The following is a 19,496-nucleotide window of genomic DNA, read 5'->3' as shown; positions in this document are numbered from 1 at the left end:
ATCAGCCGAAAGTTCGCCCATGCGCCGCCTTGCCCTCCCAGCCATTCTCGTCGCAGCAGCCGGCCTCGCGGCCTGCAAGCCTGAGGCTCCGCGTCCTCCTGCGAACGGACAATCGGCCCTCGACATCATGGAAAAGGTCGCCGTCGCTGCGAACACCTGCTGGTTCAAGTCGGGCGACGCCGCATTCAAGGCCTACCAGCTTTCCCCTGAACTCAGCTCCTTCTCCGGTCGTCCACGCATCCTCCTGGTGCGCAAGGGCTCACGCGACGACCGCCCCGTGCTGGTGGTTCAAGCGGAAGGAAAGCCCCCTCGGCTGGACGCATTCGGCCCCCTCCTGAACGAGGATGTGGCGCCACGGATTCGCCAGGACGTCGTTCGCTGGGCCAATGGCGGAAAAGACTGCTGATCAGAACGGCGGCTGGACCGGCCGATCGAGCAGCAAGAGCCGAGATTTGCTTATTTCACGCGAAGCCATCTCAGGCGACAGTCCGACATCTAGCAATTGCTCTTCCGTCAGTTGCGAAAGGTGCGCACGCGTCTTGCGTCTCCGCCACCACAACTTGAGCCTCTCTCCGAAGCTCCGCACGGGAGAGGACAGGTCTCCACGCACCTCTACAGCGATCCCGTCACAGCCAGCCTTTGGTCCGATTGTCTCCATTGTCACCATAGCGGCAATTCCTAGTGTTTTCATTTCTACGGCCCCTCTATGAATTGACTCAACAAGGGTGACAATCTATAGAATTGTCCTCATGACAAATTGGCTCCCTTCACTCGACACCGGCACCGGCCCGCTTTACATCCGAATCGCGGATGATGCGGAAAGCGCCATCAAATCAGGTGCCCTGCCCCATGGAGCGAAGCTGCCGCCGCAGCGTGATCTCGCCTATGATGTTGGGGTGACAATAGGGACAATCTCGCGTGCTTACGCATTGCTCCGAGAGCGCGGACTGGTGACCGGCGAGGTTGGCCGCGGCACTTACGTTCAGGCAAGCAGCGAGGGCAACGATCTCCCGGCCCGGGATCCCGTGACGATCAACTATGGGGGCACCCGGGCAATGGTTCCGCCGCCGGGCAAACTGCGCTTCGACACGACGGCGGCGATCGATGTCGGTCAGGCCGAGACGGTCGGTCGGATCATGGCGGAGATCGCAACAGCTCATCCGGGCGAGATCTCGAGCTATACCCGAACACTCTCTCCCGATTGGCTGGAGGCCGGTCGGCTCTGGCTCGCTTCGGGTAGCTGGCAGCCGGAGGCCGAGCAGGTCCTGCCGCAGCTTGGCGTGCATGCCGGCATCAATGCCGTCGTCGCCGCGGTCAGTGGTGCTGGCGACCGGATCGTCTGCGAGCATCTCACCTATTCCCAGGTGTCGCGCAGCGCCAACCTGATGGGGCGTCAGATCGCGCTGGTCGATTCGGACCAGGATGGCATCCTGCCCGAGGACTTCGAGCGCGTCTGCGCCCGCGAGCATCCGAAGGCAGCCTTCATCATGTCCTCGGGCCAGAACCCGACGCTCGCCTGCCTGCCGCTATCCCGCCGAAAGGACATCGTCGACATCGCTCGCAAATACAATGTCTGGCTGATCGAGGACTATCTTTACGGCGGCATGATCGCAGACGGGATCCCGCTTTTGGCAGAACTGGCACCGGATCGGACATTTCTGCTGAACGGCTTGTCGAAATGCGTCGCAGCCGGCGTGCGCGGCGGCTGGGTCGCCTGCCCGCCGCATATGAGCCAGCGCGTGCGCGTCACCCAGAAGATGGTAAGCGGCGGCCTCCCCTTCCTTCTAGCGGAACTCTCCGCCCGGATGGTGCTGTCGGGTGCTGCCGGCGAAATCAGGAGCAAGGTTCTGACGGAAATCGGCGCGCGCGAAGCGGTCGTCCGCGAGCTTTTTGCCGGCAAGGACTTCCGCTCCCATCCCCGTCTGCCCTTCTTCTGGCTGAAGCTTCCAGAGCCCTGGATGTCCGGCACCTTCAAGCAGGCCGTACTCGACGCCGATGTCCTGATCGACGACGAGGATGAGTTCAAGCCGGCCCGTTCGTCGCGGGTCTATCACCATGTCCGCGTTGGCTTCAGTGAAGGTCGCGATCGCTCGATTTCCATCGAAGGGCTGAAGACGGTCCGCCGCATCCTGGACCAGTCGCCGCTTGGCACCAGCGCCATCGTCTGACCCATCGGGAAAGCTCCAGACGTAAGGCGCCGAAACCGGCAGGAAAGGCTTGATTGCGCGCATTTTTCAAGTGCGCCGGGCGCGTGCTTGGGTTATAGCCTGCCTCGAAACCGATCTCCCCCAGATCTCCCATTGCCCTGAGAGCCAGATGACCGTTTCCAACTCCCGTCCCATCACCGCAGAATTGATCGCAAGCCACGGCCTGAAGCCGGATGAATACGATCGCATCCTGAACCTGATCGGACGCGAGCCGACCTTCACCGAGCTCGGGATCTTCTCGGCGATGTGGAACGAGCACTGCTCCTACAAGTCTTCGAAGAAGTGGCTGAAGACGCTGCCGACCAAGGGTCCGCGCGTCATCCAGGGTCCGGGCGAAAACGCAGGCGTCGTTGACATCGATGATGGCGACGTCGTCGTCTTCAAGATGGAAAGCCACAATCACCCGTCCTATATCGAGCCCTATCAGGGAGCGGCAACCGGCGTTGGCGGCATTCTCCGCGACGTCTTCACCATGGGTGCGCGTCCTGTTGCTGCCATGAACGCTCTGCGCTTCGGTGCGCCTGACCATCCGAAGACCAAGCATCTGGTGGCTGGCGTCGTGGCCGGTGTCGGCGGTTACGGCAATTCCTTCGGCGTGCCCACCGTTGGCGGTGAAGTCGAGTTCGACGCCCGCTACAACGGCAACATCCTGGTCAATGCTTTTGCAGCCGGCCTTGCCAAGGCAGACGGCATCTTCCTGTCGGAGGCCAAGGGCGTCGGCCTTCCCGTCGTCTATCTCGGCGCCAAGACCGGCCGTGATGGCGTCGGCGGCGCAACCATGGCGTCGGCCGAATTCGACGAGTCGATCGAAGAGAAGCGCCCGACCGTTCAGGTCGGCGACCCCTTCACCGAAAAATGCCTGCTCGAAGCCTGCCTTGAGCTGATGAAGACCGGCGCCGTCATCGCCATTCAGGACATGGGCGCCGCTGGCCTCACCTGCTCGGCGGTCGAAATGGGCGCCAAGGGCGACCTCGGCATCGAGCTGCATCTCGACAAGGTGCCGGTGCGCGAAGAGCGCATGACGGCCTATGAAATGATGCTGTCGGAAAGCCAGGAGCGCATGCTCATGGTGCTCGAGCCTTCCAAGGAAGAGGTTGCCAAGGCAATCTTCGTCAAATGGGGTCTCGACTTCGCCATCGTCGGCTACACCACCGACGACCTGCGCTTCCGCGTTCTCCATCAGGGCGAGGAAGTCGCTAACCTGCCGATCAAGGAACTGGGCGACGAGGCCCCGGAATACGACCGTCCGTGGATCGAGCCGAAGAAGCCCGCCCCGCTGGCTGAAAGCGACATCCCGGCTGGCGACGTCGCAGACGTTCTCCTAAAGCTCGTGGGTTCGGCCAACAACTCCTCGCGCCGCTGGGTCTATGAACAGTATGACACGCTGATCCAGGGCAATTCCCTACAGCTGCCGGGCGGCGATGCTGGCGTCATCCGCGTCGAAGGCCATGCCTCCAAGGCGCTCGCCTTCTCGTCTGACGTTACCCCGCGTTACGTCGAAGCCGACCCGTTTGAAGGCGGCAAGCAGGCGGTTGCCGAATGCTGGCGCAACATCACCGCGACCGGCGCACTGCCGCTCGCCGCGACCGATAACCTGAACTTCGGCAATCCCGAGCGCCCCGAGATCATGGGCCAGCTCGTCTTTGCCATCAAGGGGATCGGCGAAGCCTGCCTCGCGCTCGACTTCCCGATCGTCTCCGGCAATGTCTCGCTCTACAACGAGACCAATGGTCAGGGCATCCTGCCGACCCCGACGATTGCCGGCGTCGGCCTGATGACGGACTGGAAGAAGATGGCCCGCATCCGCTTTGCGGCCCAGGGCGAAGCCATCCTGCTGGCTGGCGCGCCGTCCGGCTGGGGCACGCATCTCGGCCAGTCCTGCTACCTGCGCGACATTCACGGACGCACCGACGGCCCAGCACCGCATGTGGATCTCGAACACGAGAAGAAAGTCGGCGACTTCGTTCGCGGGCTCATTCAGGATGGCCTCGCGACCGCCGTTCACGACTGCTCGTCGGGTGGTCTGGCCCTTGCCGTTGCCGAAATGGCCATGGCGTCGGGCATCGGCGCGCATATCAACGCCCTGAACGATACCAACCCGATCGCCGTCTTCTATGGCGAAGACCAGGGCCGCTACGTCCTGACCGTCACCGAAGCCAATGTCGATCAGGTGCAGGTCCGTGCTGAAGCCGCTGGCGTCTTCTGCCCGTGGATCGGCCGTACCGGTGGATCGAACGTCGTGCTCGGCGATGCCAAGCCCGTTGCAGTCGAAGATCTCAAGACGGCCCACGAAGGCTGGTTCCCAGCCCTCATGGAAGGCGAGCTCGCCTGAGTTCTTGATCACATGCCTGTGGAGCATGGGGTAGGCGCTGCCTGCCCCATTGAAACGCCTCAGCGAATGCACGATAGTTCTCACATTGCTGATTTGCATGAGGGATCCATTACATGCCGATGAAACCAGGCGACATTGAAGACATGATCAAGGCCGGCATTCCGGGAGCGAGGGTCGTGATCCGTGACCTCGCGGGAGACGGCGATCACTACGCCGCCGAGGTCGTCGCCGAAGCCTTCCGCGGCAAGAGCCGGGTCCAGCAGCACCAGATGGTCTACGATGCCCTGAAGGGCAACATGGGTGGCGTTCTGCATGCACTGGCATTGCAGACAAGCATCCCCGACTGACCAAGGATGCATCGATATCGAGACGCGAGAAGGCCTGCCCTATCAGTGGCGGGCCTTTATCATGATGGGGCTTGAAGCTTCGGGGCCGTCACCGAATCCAGCGTCTTGAACGATAGCGCCGGCAACGGCCCCGCCGTCATCAGCGTGAAGTCGAAACCGCTCGGCTGATCCGGTCCCAGCACATATTGCCGATGCATTCTCAAGAAGTCGCGGCGGTTCTTCTGATAGCGCTCCGCAGACAGTGCATGTTTGAAGCGGATGAAGACCAGCTTCGGCTGAGGCGCTTCCGCGTGGCCCGAAAGAGCCACGGTGTGGCACTTGTAGAGATGGATCGGGTCCGTGAGACACTGAATATCGAACCAGTCGATGGATGGATGACGCGCGAGCGCCCCGATCCGCTGCCTGAGTAGGGATGCGGATGACAGCAGGCTGCACTGCAGGGCGGCACCGCCAAGCGTGACGAAGACAAGCCTTCGTCCCTCGAGCGCGTCCGGTGACTTTTCGAGAAGTCGTGCAATGACGGAAATGGCGAAGTTCGCACCCATGCTGTGCGAGGTGACGAGAATCTCGTCGGCAGGGCCTTCCAAGGCCGCAGCCGCCTCACCTGCCGCCAGTTCGATGAAGGCATCCACCTCCTGCCGGTTTTCCGCAACGGCCACCGCCAGGCGCCAATCGGCAAGCAGATGCATGACGTGGTACCTCTCCGAAAACGGAATGACCCCGTGGCGGAAGACGAGACAGCCGGAAGGCAAGGACAGCAGCAACCACCAGGAAGAGAGATCGAACGCAGAGGGAATGGCTGCGATGTTCACCGCCAGAGCCAGGCCAGCGGCCAGGAACAGGAATGGGAAAAGGAAGAAAAGACCAAAGCGCCAGGCATGGCGGAAATAGCCCCAGGCACCGCCCTGCCACACCACGTCGGAACCCGCCTTGAAGCCTTTAGCAATCTGCATCCAGAGCGGCTCTGCCCGCATGGTAGAAATCAGGGCATTGTGGTCGAAGACATGGATCTGTGATCGCGTCGCCCAGCCCTCACCATGGGAATCGACCGAAAAATGAGCGCCCTGCGCATCGAGCGTGAGATTATCGACGTTGAACTGCGCCCGCCAGACGGCCGAGGCCTGAGCGGCCGAACGCTTGTAGCGCTGACGGTGAGCTTCGGCGTCGAGCGGTTCGAAACCCGGAAAATGCAGCACGATGCGGCTTTGGATCATCAAGTCGGTCACTTCATTGACGGCAGGCCGCCGCAGGTGGCGCTTGCTAGACGAGAATTGCGCTGATTTAAAGAGCGAAGGGAACAAAACCCTCTAAATTCGAGGGTATGGGGGAGCAAAGATGGCAGATCTGATCGGCAATATCGTCAAGGACGTCGTGGAAGGCGTGCTGAAGGAGATTCTCAAGAAGTCGACGCGCAAGGGCACCACGCGCCGGCGCAAGCGCCAGACCCGCTCCGCGTCCACGGGCCGCTACGTGCGCAAGACGACGAAGCGTGTCAAAGCCCCTGCCCGCAAACAAGTGAGCCGCCGCCGCACGGCTGCCAAGCGAAGCCGCCAGCGCAGCCGTTAATTCCGGCGCTGTCGCAAAGTCGCCACTGGCAAAAGTAAAGCCGTATTGCTATTTCTACGGCAGATCGAAGCTGCCGCCTTGAACGGCATGTGAAAAGGAAGAATGCCATGAGCGCCCACGAATTCATCGACAACGAAGTCAAGACCAACGATGTCGTCCTGTTCATGAAGGGCAGCCCGCAATTTCCGCAGTGTGGTTTCTCCGGTCAGGTGGTTCAGATCCTCGACTACCTCGGCGTGGACTACAAGGGCGTGAACGTACTCGCCGACATGGAAATCCGCGACGGAATCAAGCAGTATTCCAACTGGCCGACCATTCCGCAGCTCTACATCAAGGGCGAGTTCGTCGGCGGTTGTGACATCGTCCGCGAGATGTTCCAGGCCGGTGAACTGCAGAAGCATTTCGAAGATCAGGGCATCGCCGTCCGCGGCGCTGCCTGACAAACTCTGCCGCAAGGCTTTATAAATCTCCAGGCGATGAAGGCGTTGTCCCAAGCAACGCCTTCATGCCGTTCTAAGGTCATAATTCATGTCAGATTCATTACAGTCCTCTCCCAAGACGCTTGGGGGAATGGGACGTGCCGAATTCATCGCAATGATGGCATTCCTCATGGCGCTCAATGCGCTTGCGATCGACATCATGCTGCCGGGTCTGCAGGAAATCGGTGCAGCCCTGAATGTCGAAAACGAAAACCATCGCCAGTATGTCGTTTCCGCCTATCTGATCGGCTTCGGCTTCGCGCAGCTCTTCTACGGCCCGATCGCCGACCGCTTCGGGCGCCGGCTCCCGATGATCTTCGGTCTCGCGGTCTATGTCGTATCCTCACTCGCCGTCGTCTTCGTGCCCTCCTTCGAATCGCTGCTCCTGCTGCGCTTCATCCAGGGCATCGGCTCGGCTGCAACGCGCGTCATTACGGTCTCGATCGTTCGTGACGTGTTCGGCGGCCGACAAATGGCAGAAGTGATGTCGCTGATCATGATGGTCTTCATGGTCATTCCGGTCGTAGCTCCCGGCACCGGTCAGGTGATCATGCTCTTCGGCGATTGGCACTGGATCTTCGTGTTCATGGCGGTAATCGCAGTGATCGTCGGCGTGTGGATGTATATCCGACTGCCCGAGACGCTGGCGCCGGCGGATGTTCGTCCCTTCACCGTGAAGGTGATCTTCGACGGCTTCCGTATCGTGCTCACCGACCGTGTGGCCCTGTGTTACACGGTCGCCAGCACCTTCATCTTCGGTGCGCTGTTCGGCTTCATCAATTCGGCCCAGCAGGTCTATGTCGGCATCTATCAGCTCGGCGTCTGGTTCCCGGTCGCCTTCGCGGCAGTTGCCCTGTTCATGGCGCTGTCGTCCTTCGTCAATGCCAAGCTGGTCGGCCGCTTCGGGATGCGCAAGCTCTCGCATGGCTCGCTGCTCGGCTTCATCGCGATCAACCTGATCTGGCTGGTGGTGCAGGTGCTCGGGCCTCAGCCGATGCCGTTCTTCCTGTTCATCACCTTCTTCTCGCTGGCGATGTTCCAGTTCGGCTGGATCGGTTCGAACTTCAACTCGCTGGCCATGGAGCCCTTGGGCCATGTGGCAGGCACCGCATCGTCGGTTCTCGGCTTCATGGGCACGATCGGCGGCTCGATCATCGGTGCTGCCATCGGCCAGGCCTTCAATGGCACGGCGTTGCCGATGGTCGCCGGCTTCTTCGTGGTCTCGGTGATCGGCCTCGTCTTCGTGCTGATCGGCGAGAAGGGCCGGCTGTTCCAGGCACACAATAAGCCGGTCTGATCCGAGGCAATCCACTGAAATGCGAAAGGCCCGGTCGATGCCGGGCCTTTTTGCTGATCAGTCGACGGTGAAGATGCGTTCCCGCAATTCCTGCCAGGCGTCAACGTCGGAGGCCACCAGCAGCCCACCCGAGGTGTGATGCGGCAGATAGGGTGAACCGTCGAAGCGCGCGACGTGCGCGCCCGCTTCCTGCATCATCAGCGCACCAGCCAAGTGATCCCAGGGCATCAGCTTGTTGTACATCGCAAAGTCCATATGCCCCTGGCCGAGCAGCCGGTATTCATGGGCCGCACAGCGGTAACTTGTGAAGAGGCGGACCTCGGCGAGGTTGGAGAGGATCTTTCGGCGGGTCTCGATGTCAAAGAAACCTGTATTGGCGATCCCGATCATCTGTTCGAGCGGCCCGCTGGGCCGCACCTGCATCTGCTCCTGGCTGCCATCCGGCCGGTAGATCCATGCACCCGAGCCCTTCTCCACCAGCGCCCAGTCATTGCCGATCGGGTCGTAGATGACGCCGCCGATGGTTTCGCCCTTGGACACCACGGCGAGGATCATGCCGAACAACGTCAGGCCCGATGCGAAGTTGAAGGTACCGTCGATCGGATCGACGACGACGGCAAGCTCGGCGCCCTCAAGACGATCGAGAAGCGCCGGATCGGCTGCGACCGACTCCTCACCGACGAACAGGGCATCGGGCATCAGCGCCTCGATCCCCTTGCGAATGAAGCGCTCGGCGGCCTCGTCTGCTTCCGTCACGAGATCGATTGCCTCGGATTTCATCCTGACATCACCGTCACCGAGATTGCGAAAGCGCGGCAGGATCTCTTCGACGGCAGCCTCTTGCAGGAGATTGGCAAGGGCGGCGATATCGATGGTCGCGGTCATGAGAGGCCTTTCTGTTCCGTGAAAGAGGCGCGAAAACGGGCGCCGTTCGGGATGCGCCCGTTCTAGCCTGTCGACAGTGGCGAAGTACAGGGCCATTGGCCCAGCAAGTCGGTTGTCAGGCTCGACAAATCATGCATGAATCCGAAACTACTCCATTTTCGAGGATGTCCTCCCCACATGATTTCCAGGCGCGCCCTCCTCTCCCAGGCATCCCTTTTTCTAGCAGCCTCCGTCCTGCCCGCCGAAGCGGCAAAGCCCCGTAAGCCGCAGCCACCAAATGGGCAGGTCTACCTGTTTCGCGGCTTTGCCGACATTTTCTCGACGGGTCTGAATACCCTGGGGCAACAGTTGAAGGCGGATGGGGTGGATGCGCAGGTGATGTCACTGCCGAATGCCCAGACCTTTGCCCGCAGGATCGCCGAGCGCTACCGCGCATCGAAGGACGCACGTCCGATTGTACTCGTCGGACATTCGTTGGGGGCCGACATGACATTCTCGGTCGCACGAGCCTTGCAACCGATGAAGATCCCGGTCGCTCTGATCCTGAGTTTCGATCCGACCGGCAAGGGCCCTGTGCCGGGCAACGTCAAGAAGACGCTGAACTTCTACACGGGCGGAGAGAACCTCTGGTCACCCGTCCTGCCGGCCCCCGGCTTCAAGGGCGAACTCGCCAATATCAACCTGCGTCAGGGCGAAACGGCGATCAGCGGCATCGGCCATTTCAACATCGACAAGAACCCGAAGCTGCACGAGCGGTCGATCAAGGAAATCAAGCAAGCGCTACGTCGCCGCTGAGGCGCTCAGAAGATGCCGGGAACCAACCGCTTGGTGCGGGCGCAATAGGCGTCATATTCGGCGCCGAAGGTGTCCCGCATCATCGCCTCCTCGCGCGACTGACGCACGGCATAGAGGGCAAAGACAGCAACAAGACCGGCAAGGCCTGCAATCCAGTTGGGAATGAGCAGCGCCTGGGTCACGCCCCAGAGGAGGAAGGAGGCATACATCGGGTGACGCACATAGGCGTAGACACCGCCGGTGACCAGCTGATGTCCCTCTCGCACTTCAAGCGTTACCGACCAGTTCTTGCCGAGATCCTTGTGGCTGCGGCGGAAGAGCCAGAGAAAGGCGATGCCGGAGAGCGTCCCGAGCACGAGGGTCACAATGCCCTGCCCGCGATCGGCCAGTCCTCCGAAGACATCCAGCCGCCAGAGAACAGGCATCGCGACCAGCCCGAGCGTGCAAAGGACAAGCAGTGAAATATCGAGCGGCGTGCGCTTGTCGATCGCCGTCTTCTGACGCCGCGCCCGGCGCATGGCCGGATAACGCATGGCGCACCAGGTCACCAGCATCAGGGCCCAGAGGATGAAGGAAATGCGGATCATGAAGTCGCCTCTGCGGTCTTGTCTGCTTCTGCCGAGAGCGACAGCCTGTCGCCTCTTACGGCGTCGATCGGCCGGGTACCACAGCAGATCATGAAGAAATCATAGAAATAGCGGCGGCTGTTGGCCGAGATAAACTGATAGTGAACGCGGAAGAAGTTCTTCTTTATCCGCCTGTAGGTCTCCCGTTCCAGCATGTCACGGATGCGGACCTGGAACTGCCGCGGAAAGGCGTCGCTGCGCTGATGGGCAAGCCCTGCACGGGCGTAAGGGTCGCACTTGTAGAAGTTGATGATGTCAGTGAGCGACTGGAACTCGGTCCAGCGAATGCCGGGATGACTGGCAAGGGCCTCCAGGCGCGATCGTGCGCGCGATGCCGCGGGGTGCAGCGCAACCTTCAGCGATGTCGAACCGACCGTGACCAGCTGAAAGGCGACGGGCCGTCCCTCGGCTGCCAGCCGGTCGGCCAGTTGGTGAGCGACGTCGAGGATCAGCGCGCCCCCTGTCGAATGGCCGACGAGCAGGACTTCGTCATGGGCCGATTGCGCCATGCGCTGCGAAATCAACGCAGCCCAGGCCTCTATCCTCTGATCCATGACCGGGCGCCGGCAATGAAGATGCTCGCGGCTGAACGACCAGAGATCCATGAGGTGGAAAACGAAATAGCGTCGGCCGACAGAACGACCGAGAGCATAGGTGACAGCAAGCCCGGCAAGTCCCGGCAGAAGCGGGCCACCGGGAAGTTCAATCCAGTGCACGAGACGATAGGTGATCGTGCCGAACCAGACGAACAGTCCCAGCATGACAAGGGGATAGAGGAAATAGAGAGCGAAGCGCCAATTGGTGGCAAAGAAGCGGAACATCGTGCCGGAGACGACATAGTCGAAAAAGGCAATGAGATATGCAAGAAGCCGCGAGACAAACGGTCTGGCACCGTCATGCTTGACGATATCGTCGAAGCTCAAAAAGGTAATCTCGGATCGGCAGACGCCGTCGGGACCTCGATAGTCGGCGACCGCCGTCGTCGCGGAGGCGTCCGCCGCCTCGACCGGTACCCCGAGTGTCGCCTCGACCGACCAGCACTTGCAGAAGCGCTCCATTTCGCGGCCGATTCGCCGAAAAAAGCCGGCTGCATCGTTGCGTTCATATCCCCCGACGAGAAAGACGGCACGCCTCGACACCGAAGGCTGAGCGACCTCAGACATTCCTACTCCTACGCACTGCTCGAAACCTAGAGCAAGGCTCAAGGATCTTCGTTGATCCGCAATGTGCAAGAAGGCTCCGGCACAGTCCAGCCAAAGTCAGAAGCACTTCCGGAAATACAGACATTTCCTGTGTCTTGTTTGCGCCAGACCTGCAACCTACCGATCGAGCCATCCGGCGGTAGCCCGCCAACGGCCCTTCGCAAATCCCCCTAGCTCGCAAGAACCACTCTCGATAGGATCATCTCCCAGCTATCGGCGTCCGGTGCGCTGAGAATGCCACCGGTCGTTTGCCCGGGCAGATAGGGCGAGCCGTCAAACCTCCTCGTCACGCCACCGGCTTCCTCATGCAGGAGAACGCCGGCAAGATGATCCCAGGGCATGAGTTTGTGGTGGCCGATGAAATGGACCTTTCCTGTCGCGACAAGCCAGTATTCGTACGCCGAGCAGTTATAGGCAAAGGCCATCTTGGTTTGCGCCAGATTGCCGGCGATACGCCGACGCTCCTCCCGGCTGATGTCATTGATCGAAATCGTGCCCACCATCATCGACAGGTCCGTCGCCGCCGCAACCCGGATCGCGGCCTCAATGCCGTCGGCCCTCAGCCAGCGAGCGCCCGCAGCCTTGGTCGCAATCAGCGTGTCACCGAGGACGCTGTCATGGATTAATGCCGCGATGGTCTCGCCACCCTTGACCACAGCAAGGTTGGTCCCGAAGACCGGCAATCCCGCCTGAAAATTGAAGGTCCCGTCCACGGGATCGATGACAAACGCCAGGTCCGCATCGGCAAGAGCCGAAACAAGCGCCGGATTGCTTTCACAGGCCTCCTCTCCGACGACCAGCGCCTCCGGCCACTGCTTCAGAAGCTCTGCCGTGAGGTAGGCCTCGGTCTCGAGATCCGCGTCGGTTACGAGATCGATCGACGACTTCTTTTCGACGACATCGGGCGCATCGAAGCGGCGGAACCTCGGAAGGATCTCCCTTTGCCCGGCCGTCCTGACGAGATCGAGGATATCGAAGAGATCACTGTCGCGAAAAATCATGCACGTGGTCCGTCTTGCACTGCCTGGACGCAACGAAGACAGACTTCAGTCGAGCTCTCCAGGATCGCGACTTGGCGTTCCTTCGAGCCCATACATGAACATCTGTCTTGGGGCCTTGAGGTTGAAGGTGGTCGTTCTTAGCCGTCCGTCTGTGACGGCGTCGTGACAGCGAGCCCGGCGAAATCGAAGAGCTTCGGGTCGAGGAGATGCGAGGGATCGACATGCGCAAGCGCCCTGAGCATCGCATCCTTGCGTCCCGGCATCTTCGCCTCGATTCCGGCCAGCATCTCCTTCATCGCATTGCGCTGCAGACCGTCCTGCGAGCCGCAGAGGTCGCAAGGGATGATCGGGAATTCCATGGCCTGGGCAAAGCGGGCCATGTCCTCTTCGGCCGCGTAAGCCAGCGGACGCAGGACGAAGAGATCCTTGTCGTCGTTCAACAGTTTCGCCGGCATCGCCGAGAGGCGGCCACCATGGAAGAAGTTCATGAAGAAGGTTTCAAGGATATCCTCGCGGTGATGGCCGAGCACCAGCGCATCACAGCCTTCTTCGCGGGCGATCCGGTAGAGATTGCCACGACGAAGCCGGGAACAGAGCGAGCAGTATGTGCCGCCGCTCGGTACCTTTTCCTTCACGATGGAATAGGTGTCCCGATACTCGATCCGATGTTTCACCCCGATCGAAGCCAGGTATTCCGGCAGGACGTGCTTCGGAAAGTTCGGCTGGCCCTGGTCAAGATTGCAGGCCACCAGCTCCACCGGCAAGAGCCCGCGCCATTGCAGGTCAAGGAGGATGGCGAGCAGGCCATAGCTGTCCTTGCCGCCGGAAAGCCCGACCAGCCAGCGCTGCTGTCCCTTCAGCATGTCGAAGTCAGACATTGCCTGGCGCACCTGCCGGATAAGCCGTTTGCGCAGCTTGTTGAAGGAGACCGAGCGCGGTGCCCTAGCGAAGACGGGGTGCACCGTCGACAGATCAAGCTCGTCCTCGCCGTCGAGCGCGGCGGCATTCTGGCTGTCGATCATGTTGACGAGGTTCATCTTCGGCTCCGGCCTCGGCGGCTGTTCGGCTCTCCAATGCCCTGTGCGACCAGCAAGATCAAGTCCCGAAGACAGACCAGCCCGTGCGGGTGGCGAGCATTTCAAGCGCCACGGAGCCGAGAGCCGAATTGCCGACCTTGTTGAGCCCCGGCGACCAGACGGCGATCGACGCCTTGCCAGGCGCAACCGCGAGAATGCCACCGCCCACGCCCGATTTGCCCGGCAGACCGACATGATAGGCGAAATCGCCCGAGCCATCGTAGTGGCCGCACATCAGCATCAAGGCATTGATACGCCGCGCCCGCTTCGGCGAGACGACGGAAAAACCACTCAGCGGATTGGTGCCCCTGTTGGCGAGAAAGAGGCCGGCATGGGAAAGCTGGACGCAGGACAGCGCCAGCGCACATTGGTGGAAATAGACCCCAAGCGTGTGTTCGACCGGATGCTGCAGATTGCCGAAGCCGCGCATGAAATTCGCCAGCGCAAAATTCCGATAGCCGGTGCGCTGCTCTGACTGCGCCACCTTCTCGTCGATCGACAGCGTCTCGTCATCGGCGAGATAGCGCATGAAACGCAGATATTCGCCGATCGCCTCGCGTGGCGCATGGCCCGCAAGCACCATGTCGGTGACGACGATCGCACCGGCATTGATGAAGGGATTGCGCGGGATGCCATGCTCGTGTTCGAGCTGGACGATGGAATTGAACGACGAGCCGGACGGCTCGCGCCCCACCCGCTTCCAGATCGACTCGCCCGCCTTGCCGAGCGCAAGCGTCAGCATGAACACCTTGGAAATGCTCTGGATCGAGAAGGCCGTATCGGCATGGCCGGCCTTGTAGGTCTGACCGTCGACAGTGGTGATCGCGATACCGAACTGCTTTGGATCGACACGGGCGAGTTCCGGAATGTAGTCGGCCACCTTGCCCTCGCCAAGGCGCGGTTCGAGCGCACTGACAATCTCGTCGGCGATCAGCTGCAGATCCATGTCATACCCCTTACCCGCGTTCGTACCCAGTCATCTTTCCCGGTGAACGCTGCACTGCAAACAGAAAAAGCCGCCCCGAAGGGCGGCTTTCCACAAATCCGTCTCGCGAGCAATTAGCGCGAGTAGAATTCGACGACCAGGTTCGGTTCCATGATGACCGCATACGGAACATCCGAAAGGCCAGGAACGCGAACGAAGGTGGCAACCATCTTGTTGTGGTCGACTTCGATGTAGTCAGGAACGTCACGCTCAGCGAGCGATACCGATTCCAGAACCGTGACCATCTGCTTCGACTTCTGGCGAACTTCGATGACGTCGCCGGCCTTGCAGCGGTACGAACCGATGTTGACGCGAACGCCGTTGACGGTGACGTGGCCGTGGTTGACGAACTGGCGGGCAGCAAAGACCGTCGGTACGAACTTGGCGCGGTAGACGATGGCGTCCAGACGCGACTCGAGCAGGCCGATCAGGTTTTCGCCGGTGTCACCCTTGCGACGGTTGGCTTCGTCGTAGGTGGCGCGGAACTGCTTCTCGCGGATATCGCCGTAGTAGCCCTTGAGCTTCTGCTTGGCGCGCAGCTGCACGCCGAAGTCCGAAAGCTTGCCCTTGCGGCGCTGGCCGTGCTGGCCGGGGCCGTATTCGCGGCGGTTCACCGGGGACTTCGGACGGCCCCAGATGTTTTCGCCCATACGGCGGTCAATTTTGTACTTGGAAGATGCGCGCTTGCTCATCCGTATTTCCTCTCAACAGGTTACAGCGGTTTGTTACCAAGCCGCTTAAGGAAACACGCCCTCCTCTGAGCCCCCGTTTCCGAGGCTCCGACAGGATTCTCACGTCAGCGAACGGAGAAAACCACGGGACATGTCAAAACAAACACCGGGCTTTGTGGCCCGGCGTTGGGGCGTCATTAGTGGGGTGTGTGAGAAAAGTCAACACGTCATCAGGGACGTGTGTGACGAAAGAGTGACTTGAGTATCCGCCATTCTCTGGCGGAAAACCAGGCGATAAGGCCTGCAAAGGCTGACAGACGGGCATAAGTTCGCTATCCCCCATACCATCCTCCATGAAAGAAGTCTCTCCTTCGATGATGACAGACCTGTCCCGCCGTATGCTGCTCGCCTTCGCTGTAACGCTCTCAATGTTTGCGCCGGCAGCGGCCGAGATCCAGAAACCCGGCCATGCCCATATCCTGATCGACGCTGGCACCGGCGCAATCCTCGAGGCCGAGAATGCCGATATGGTCCTCTATCCGGCATCGCTGACGAAGATGATGACGCTCTATCTCACCTTCGAGGCGCTGCATTCGGGACAATTCAAGTGGGCCCAGCGCCTCGTCATGTCTGAGAATGCAAATGGCAAGGAGCCCTACAAATTCGCAGTCGGCGCCGGCAACACGATCAGCGTGCAGGAAGCTGTCATGGGCATGGTCGTACTGTCGACCAATGACGCAGCGACCGCGGTTGCGGAAACGCTGGCAGGCTCCGAGGAAGCCTTTGGCCGGATGATGACGGCGAAAGCCCGCGAACTCGGCATGACCAGCACGGTCTTCACCAACCCTTCAGGCCTTCCCGATCCACGTCAGGTGACGACCGCCACCGACATGGCGCGTTTGGGTCTGGCGCTGCTGCGGGATTTCCCCGAAGAGTACAAGCTGTTCGCCTCGCGCGGCATGACCTTCCGCAGCATGAAATTTCGCGGTCACAACGCCTTCCTCGTGCAGTATCCGGGCGCCGAAGGGATCAAGACCGGCTTCACCAATGCATCGGGCTACAACATCGTGACCTCAGCAAGCCAGGGTGACCGCCGCCTGATCGGCGTGGTTCTGGGTGCCGAAAGCGCCAATGCCCGCACACAGGAAATGATCATGCTGTTCGACCGTCATTTTGGCACCAAAGTCAGCCAGTGACGGCAGGAAGCCGCAAGAAAGCCCCCCCCGAGAAAGCCATTGCCATGACCGACACCGTTCTCGACCGCTTCCTCCGCTATGTCGTCATTGACACCCAGTCTGATCCAGCCTCGCAGAGCCAGCCTTCGACGGAGAAGCAGAAGGATCTCGGACGCCTGCTGGTGGCAGAACTTCTGGCGCTTGGCCTTACCGACGCCCATCTCGACGAACACGGCAACGTCTATGCGACCATCCCGTCCAATACGGACAGGGAGGTGCCGGTCATCTGCTTCTGCAGCCACATGGACACCGCACCCGACTTCACCGGTACCAACGTCAAACCGCAGCTGGTACGCAACTATCAGGGCGGCGACATCACGCTGACCGGCGACACCAGCCAGGTGATCCGCGTTGCCTCCCATCCGCAGCTGAACAACCAGATCGGCAACGATATCGTCACGACCGACGGCACAACCCTGCTCGGCGCGGACGACAAGGCGGGTGTGGCCGAGATCATGACGGCTGCCGCGCATCTGATGTCGAACCCGGACATCAAGCACGGCACCATCAAGGTCCTCTTCACGACCGACGAGGAAATCGGCCGCGGTGCGGACAAGGTGGATCTTGAAAAGCTCGGCGCCCGTTTCGCCTATACGCTTGATGGCTCGACCGTCGGCGAGATCGAGAACGAGACCTTTTCCGCCGACGGCGTCGTGATCGAGATCACCGGCGTCGCCATGCATCCGGGCTATGCCAAGGGCAAGATGGAGAATGCCATCAAGGCCGCTAGCGACATCGTCGCCCGCCTGCCGCGCGACATCGCACCGGAGACCACGGACGGACGTGACGGTTTTATCCATCCGGTCGATATTTCCGGCAGCATGGAAAGTGCCAAGCTGCAGCTGATTGTCAGAGACTTCACCGAAGCGGGCCTGAAAGAGAAGGAAGAGCTTCTGGAGAAGATCACCCAGGAGGTCATGGCGACCTATCCGGGCTCGAGCCACACGCTCACGGTCAAACACCAGTACCGCAACATGCGGCAAGTCCTCGATCGCCATCCGGAGATCATGGAGAACCTTGAGGAAGCCGTCCGTCGCGTCGGGCTGGAACCCGTCCGCCACAGCATTCGCGGCGGCACCGACGGCTCGCGGCTTTCCTTCATGGGCCTGCCCTGCCCCAACATCTATACCGGTGGCCATGCCTATCACTCACCGCTCGAATGGGTGAGCGTTCAGGACATGGAAAAGGCCGTCGAGACGATCGTCGCTCTGGTCAAGGTCTGGGAAGAGCCGGCGGCGTAAGCCGCCCGGTAAAGAGCCGCCAGGCTCTCACTCGGCAGCCGATGGCGTCCGCTCCTCGGCATCCACCTGGTTCGGATCGCCGGGCTGCGTCTCGGCTTCGAGATCAGGGAAGGCGACGATGCGCTTGCCGGAAAAGTCGGTGTGCACGACGACCAGTCCCTGCTCCTCGAAATAGCCGAGAAGACGCCGGGCACGGCGCGCCGAATGGGTGCCGTAGGCTCTCGCAATGCGTTGGTCCGAGGGGCACTCCTCATGGCGAAGCGCCGCCTTGGCAAGCAGCAGGAACACGCCCTGCAAATCGTCGGAAACGCGGACGGACAGCGACAGCGCCGTCTGCCAGCCCTCGCTTGCCGCTGTCTCCTCGTCCACACCGGCACGGGCGATTGCGACACGACGGCGGAATTCTCCCATCGGCATCGGCGGGCCGGACACGCGGCGCATGCGGGCGCGCACCAGGAACTCCTGGTAGAGCACGCTGTCGGTCCGATAGGCCGCCTGCGGATCGCCGAGGATTTCGGAAAGCACGGCGGATAGCCGGTCCTCACGCTCCTCGGCCGACATTTCCGCGCCACGGCTAGGCGCCTCACTCGAGGAGGGAGCCAGTGAAGCCGGCGTCGAGCGGGAGAGTTCGGCCAGAATATCCGTCGTCGGACGCGGCGCCGGTGGTGCACGCCGCACGATCGGCCGTGTGAACTCTTCCGGATCCGGCGTGAAGATCAGGTCTTCGACATCCGGCAGTGCATCCGGCAGTGGCATCAGCATCGGCGATGACGAACGCGCCGACGTTTCTACCGCCCCAATGACGATCGGCAGCGGACGACGCGACATGGCAGGACCAAGCGCCACGAAATTGCCGCGCTGCAGATCGCGGAACATCTCCGCCTGGCGACGGTCCATGCCGAGCAGGTCGGCTGCACGCGCCATGTCGATATCGAGGAAGGTGCGGCCCATCAGGAAGTTGGAGGCTTCGGCCGCGACGTTCTTCGCAAGCTTTGCCAAACGCTGCGTGGCGATGACACCCGCAAGCCCGCGCTTTCGGCCGCGGCACATCAGGTTGGTCATCGCGCCAAGCGACATCTTGCGCGCGTCTTCCGAGACGTCACCGCCGACGGCCGGCGCAAACATCTGCGCTTCGTCGACGACAACAAGCACCGGATACCAGAATTCGCGATCGGCATCGAAGAGACCGTTCAGGAAGGCACCGGCCGCACGCATCTGCTGCTCGACATCGAGACCTTCCAGCGTCAGCACGCAGGAAACACGGTGGCGGCGGATGCGGTCGGCAATGCCGGCAAGCTCGGCTTCGGTGCGCTCGCCGTCGACGACCACATGGCCATACTTGTCGGAAAGCGTGACGAAATCACCCTCGGGGTCGATGATCACCTGCTGCACCCACTGGGCAGACTGCTCCAACAGGCGGCGCAGCAGATGCGACTTGCCCGAGCCCGAATTGCCCTGCACCAAAAGGCGCGTGGCGAGAAGCTCCTCGATATCGAGCTTGGCAGGCTGTCCCCCCTGCACCGTTCCCATATCGATTCCGACCTTCAATGG

Annotated in this window: 20 protein-coding genes; 10 read left to right on the top strand and 10 right to left on the bottom strand. The window is 61.3% G+C overall.

Annotation, left to right across the window (positions count from 1 at the left end; all coding sequences use genetic code 11):
* The first annotated feature begins 19 nt into the window (after window positions 1-19).
* Window positions 20-406: a hypothetical protein gene (locus QWE_RS10730; RefSeq protein ID WP_006726140.1), complete on the top strand. Its 387-nt coding sequence runs from the start codon at window positions 20-22 to the stop codon at window positions 404-406.
* Here the strand turns inward: QWE_RS10730 and QWE_RS10725 are convergent, their stop codons facing one another.
* Complete coding sequence (locus tag QWE_RS10725) at window positions 407-658, bottom strand: DUF1127 domain-containing protein (protein WP_100220887.1); 252 nt, start codon at window positions 656-658, stop codon at window positions 407-409.
* Between the two features lie 91 nt (window positions 659-749).
* On the opposite strand from QWE_RS10725, the gene QWE_RS10720 reads away from it, so the two are divergent.
* The 3 genes from QWE_RS10720 (at window position 750) to QWE_RS10710 (ending at window position 4,886) form a co-directional block, all read left to right on the top strand.
* The gene (locus tag QWE_RS10720; protein ID WP_006726138.1) at window positions 750-2,168 is read left to right on the top strand and encodes an aminotransferase-like domain-containing protein; all 1,419 of its coding nucleotides are present in this window, start codon (window positions 750-752) and stop codon (window positions 2,166-2,168) included.
* Window positions 2,169-2,316: 148 nt separating this feature from the next.
* Complete coding sequence (gene purL, locus QWE_RS10715; RefSeq protein ID WP_006726137.1) at window positions 2,317-4,539, top strand: phosphoribosylformylglycinamidine synthase subunit PurL; 2,223 nt, start codon at window positions 2,317-2,319, stop codon at window positions 4,537-4,539.
* Window positions 4,540-4,652: 113 nt separating this feature from the next.
* Window positions 4,653-4,886 (top strand): BolA/IbaG family iron-sulfur metabolism protein, encoded by a 234-nt coding sequence (locus tag QWE_RS10710; RefSeq protein ID WP_006726136.1) that lies wholly within the window; start codon window positions 4,653-4,655, stop codon window positions 4,884-4,886.
* A 59-nt stretch (window positions 4,887-4,945) separates the two neighbouring features.
* Here the strand turns inward: QWE_RS10710 and QWE_RS10705 are convergent, their stop codons facing one another.
* Window positions 4,946-6,100, bottom strand: coding sequence for a hypothetical protein (locus QWE_RS10705; RefSeq protein ID WP_006726135.1), 1,155 nt, complete (start codon window positions 6,098-6,100; stop codon window positions 4,946-4,948).
* 121 nt (window positions 6,101-6,221) lie between these two features.
* On the opposite strand from QWE_RS10705, the gene QWE_RS10700 reads away from it, so the two are divergent.
* The 3 genes from QWE_RS10700 (at window position 6,222) to QWE_RS10690 (ending at window position 8,228) form a co-directional block, all read left to right on the top strand.
* Window positions 6,222-6,452, top strand: a complete 231-nt coding sequence (locus QWE_RS10700; RefSeq protein WP_006726134.1) for a hypothetical protein — start codon at window positions 6,222-6,224, stop codon at window positions 6,450-6,452.
* Window positions 6,453-6,559: 107 nt separating this feature from the next.
* On the top strand, window positions 6,560-6,892 hold the full coding sequence (gene grxD, locus QWE_RS10695) for a Grx4 family monothiol glutaredoxin (protein ID WP_006726133.1): 333 nt from the start codon (window positions 6,560-6,562) through the stop codon (window positions 6,890-6,892).
* A gap of 130 nt (window positions 6,893-7,022) precedes the next feature.
* Window positions 7,023-8,228, top strand: coding sequence for a multidrug effflux MFS transporter (locus QWE_RS10690; protein WP_006726132.1), 1,206 nt, complete (start codon window positions 7,023-7,025; stop codon window positions 8,226-8,228).
* Between the two features lie 57 nt (window positions 8,229-8,285).
* On the opposite strand, the gene QWE_RS10685 is transcribed toward QWE_RS10690, so the two are convergent.
* The gene (locus QWE_RS10685; RefSeq protein ID WP_006726131.1) at window positions 8,286-9,113 is read right to left on the bottom strand and encodes an inositol monophosphatase family protein; all 828 of its coding nucleotides are present in this window, start codon (window positions 9,111-9,113) and stop codon (window positions 8,286-8,288) included.
* Window positions 9,114-9,290: 177 nt separating this feature from the next.
* Between QWE_RS10685 and QWE_RS10680 the strand changes: the two genes are divergently transcribed.
* Complete coding sequence (locus QWE_RS10680) at window positions 9,291-9,908, top strand: thioesterase domain-containing protein (RefSeq protein WP_006726130.1); 618 nt, start codon at window positions 9,291-9,293, stop codon at window positions 9,906-9,908.
* 5 nt (window positions 9,909-9,913) lie between these two features.
* On the opposite strand, the gene QWE_RS10675 is transcribed toward QWE_RS10680, so the two are convergent.
* The 6 genes from QWE_RS10675 to rpsD form a co-directional block, all read right to left on the bottom strand.
* The gene (locus tag QWE_RS10675; protein ID WP_006726129.1) at window positions 9,914-10,495 is read right to left on the bottom strand and encodes a protein-S-isoprenylcysteine O-methyltransferase; all 582 of its coding nucleotides are present in this window, start codon (window positions 10,493-10,495) and stop codon (window positions 9,914-9,916) included.
* The gene (locus QWE_RS10670) at window positions 10,492-11,697 is read right to left on the bottom strand and encodes an alpha/beta fold hydrolase (RefSeq protein ID WP_006726128.1); all 1,206 of its coding nucleotides are present in this window, start codon (window positions 11,695-11,697) and stop codon (window positions 10,492-10,494) included. Before QWE_RS10670 ends, QWE_RS10675 begins: the two co-directional genes overlap by 4 nt.
* Before the next feature lie 209 nt (window positions 11,698-11,906).
* Window positions 11,907-12,737, bottom strand: a complete 831-nt coding sequence (locus QWE_RS10665) for an inositol monophosphatase family protein (protein WP_006726127.1) — start codon at window positions 12,735-12,737, stop codon at window positions 11,907-11,909.
* Window positions 12,738-12,874: 137 nt separating this feature from the next.
* The gene (ttcA, locus tag QWE_RS10660; protein ID WP_052018152.1) at window positions 12,875-13,759 is read right to left on the bottom strand and encodes a tRNA 2-thiocytidine(32) synthetase TtcA; all 885 of its coding nucleotides are present in this window, start codon (window positions 13,757-13,759) and stop codon (window positions 12,875-12,877) included.
* Between the two features lie 73 nt (window positions 13,760-13,832).
* Entirely contained in the window at window positions 13,833-14,759 is a 927-nt protein-coding gene (locus QWE_RS10655) for a glutaminase (RefSeq protein WP_006726125.1), read from the bottom strand.
* A gap of 113 nt (window positions 14,760-14,872) precedes the next feature.
* Window positions 14,873-15,490: a 30S ribosomal protein S4 gene (gene rpsD, locus QWE_RS10650; protein WP_006726124.1), complete on the bottom strand. Its 618-nt coding sequence runs from the start codon at window positions 15,488-15,490 to the stop codon at window positions 14,873-14,875.
* Between the two features lie 353 nt (window positions 15,491-15,843).
* On the opposite strand from rpsD, the gene QWE_RS10645 reads away from it, so the two are divergent.
* Both QWE_RS10645 and pepT read left to right on the top strand, forming a co-directional pair.
* Window positions 15,844-16,665, top strand: coding sequence for a D-alanyl-D-alanine carboxypeptidase family protein (locus QWE_RS10645; RefSeq protein WP_006726123.1), 822 nt, complete (start codon window positions 15,844-15,846; stop codon window positions 16,663-16,665).
* A gap of 44 nt (window positions 16,666-16,709) precedes the next feature.
* Complete coding sequence (pepT, locus tag QWE_RS10640) at window positions 16,710-17,945, top strand: peptidase T (RefSeq protein ID WP_006726122.1); 1,236 nt, start codon at window positions 16,710-16,712, stop codon at window positions 17,943-17,945.
* A 27-nt stretch (window positions 17,946-17,972) separates the two neighbouring features.
* Here the strand turns inward: pepT and QWE_RS10635 are convergent, their stop codons facing one another.
* Window positions 17,973-19,493 carry a helicase HerA domain-containing protein gene (locus QWE_RS10635; RefSeq protein WP_006726121.1) on the bottom strand — a complete coding sequence of 507 codons (1,521 nt, stop codon included), beginning with the start codon at window positions 19,491-19,493 and terminating at the stop codon, window positions 17,973-17,975.
* Window positions 19,494-19,496 lie beyond the last annotated feature (3 nt).

This window comes from Agrobacterium albertimagni AOL15 (genome assembly GCF_000300855.1).
Classification (GTDB): Bacteria; Pseudomonadota; Alphaproteobacteria; order Rhizobiales; family Rhizobiaceae; genus Allorhizobium; species Allorhizobium albertimagni.
This window is presented reverse-complemented; position numbering and strand designations above follow the sequence as displayed.

Excerpts from the sequence above, each read along its gene's own strand:
- ttcA (WP_052018152.1), bottom strand. The coding sequence starts at position 13,759 with ATGATCGACAGCCAGAATGCCGCCGCGCTCGACGGCGAGGACGAGCTT.
- rpsD (WP_006726124.1), bottom strand. The coding sequence starts at position 15,490 with ATGAGCAAGCGCGCATCTTCCAAGTACAAAATTGACCGCCGTATGGGC.
- QWE_RS10675 (WP_006726129.1), bottom strand. The coding sequence starts at position 10,495 with ATGATCCGCATTTCCTTCATCCTCTGGGCCCTGATGCTGGTGACCTGG.
- QWE_RS10670 (WP_006726128.1), bottom strand. The coding sequence starts at position 11,697 with ATGTCTGAGGTCGCTCAGCCTTCGGTGTCGAGGCGTGCCGTCTTTCTC.
- purL (WP_006726137.1), top strand. The coding sequence starts at position 2,317 with ATGACCGTTTCCAACTCCCGTCCCATCACCGCAGAATTGATCGCAAGC.
- pepT (WP_006726122.1), top strand. The coding sequence starts at position 16,710 with ATGACCGACACCGTTCTCGACCGCTTCCTCCGCTATGTCGTCATTGAC.
- QWE_RS10705 (WP_006726135.1), bottom strand. The coding sequence starts at position 6,100 with ATGATCCAAAGCCGCATCGTGCTGCATTTTCCGGGTTTCGAACCGCTC.
- grxD (WP_006726133.1), top strand. The coding sequence starts at position 6,560 with ATGAGCGCCCACGAATTCATCGACAACGAAGTCAAGACCAACGATGTC.
- QWE_RS10665 (WP_006726127.1), bottom strand. The coding sequence starts at position 12,737 with ATGATTTTTCGCGACAGTGATCTCTTCGATATCCTCGATCTCGTCAGG.
- QWE_RS10690 (WP_006726132.1), top strand. The coding sequence starts at position 7,023 with ATGGGACGTGCCGAATTCATCGCAATGATGGCATTCCTCATGGCGCTC.
- QWE_RS10710 (WP_006726136.1), top strand. The coding sequence starts at position 4,653 with ATGCCGATGAAACCAGGCGACATTGAAGACATGATCAAGGCCGGCATT.
- QWE_RS10700 (WP_006726134.1), top strand. The coding sequence starts at position 6,222 with ATGGCAGATCTGATCGGCAATATCGTCAAGGACGTCGTGGAAGGCGTG.
- QWE_RS10720 (WP_006726138.1), top strand. The coding sequence starts at position 750 with ATGACAAATTGGCTCCCTTCACTCGACACCGGCACCGGCCCGCTTTAC.
- QWE_RS10655 (WP_006726125.1), bottom strand. The coding sequence starts at position 14,759 with ATGGATCTGCAGCTGATCGCCGACGAGATTGTCAGTGCGCTCGAACCG.
- QWE_RS10680 (WP_006726130.1), top strand. The coding sequence starts at position 9,291 with ATGATTTCCAGGCGCGCCCTCCTCTCCCAGGCATCCCTTTTTCTAGCA.
- QWE_RS10730 (WP_006726140.1), top strand. The coding sequence starts at position 20 with ATGCGCCGCCTTGCCCTCCCAGCCATTCTCGTCGCAGCAGCCGGCCTC.
- QWE_RS10685 (WP_006726131.1), bottom strand. The coding sequence starts at position 9,113 with ATGACCGCGACCATCGATATCGCCGCCCTTGCCAATCTCCTGCAAGAG.
- QWE_RS10725 (WP_100220887.1), bottom strand. The coding sequence starts at position 658 with ATGGAGACAATCGGACCAAAGGCTGGCTGTGACGGGATCGCTGTAGAG.
- QWE_RS10645 (WP_006726123.1), top strand. The coding sequence starts at position 15,844 with ATGATGACAGACCTGTCCCGCCGTATGCTGCTCGCCTTCGCTGTAACG.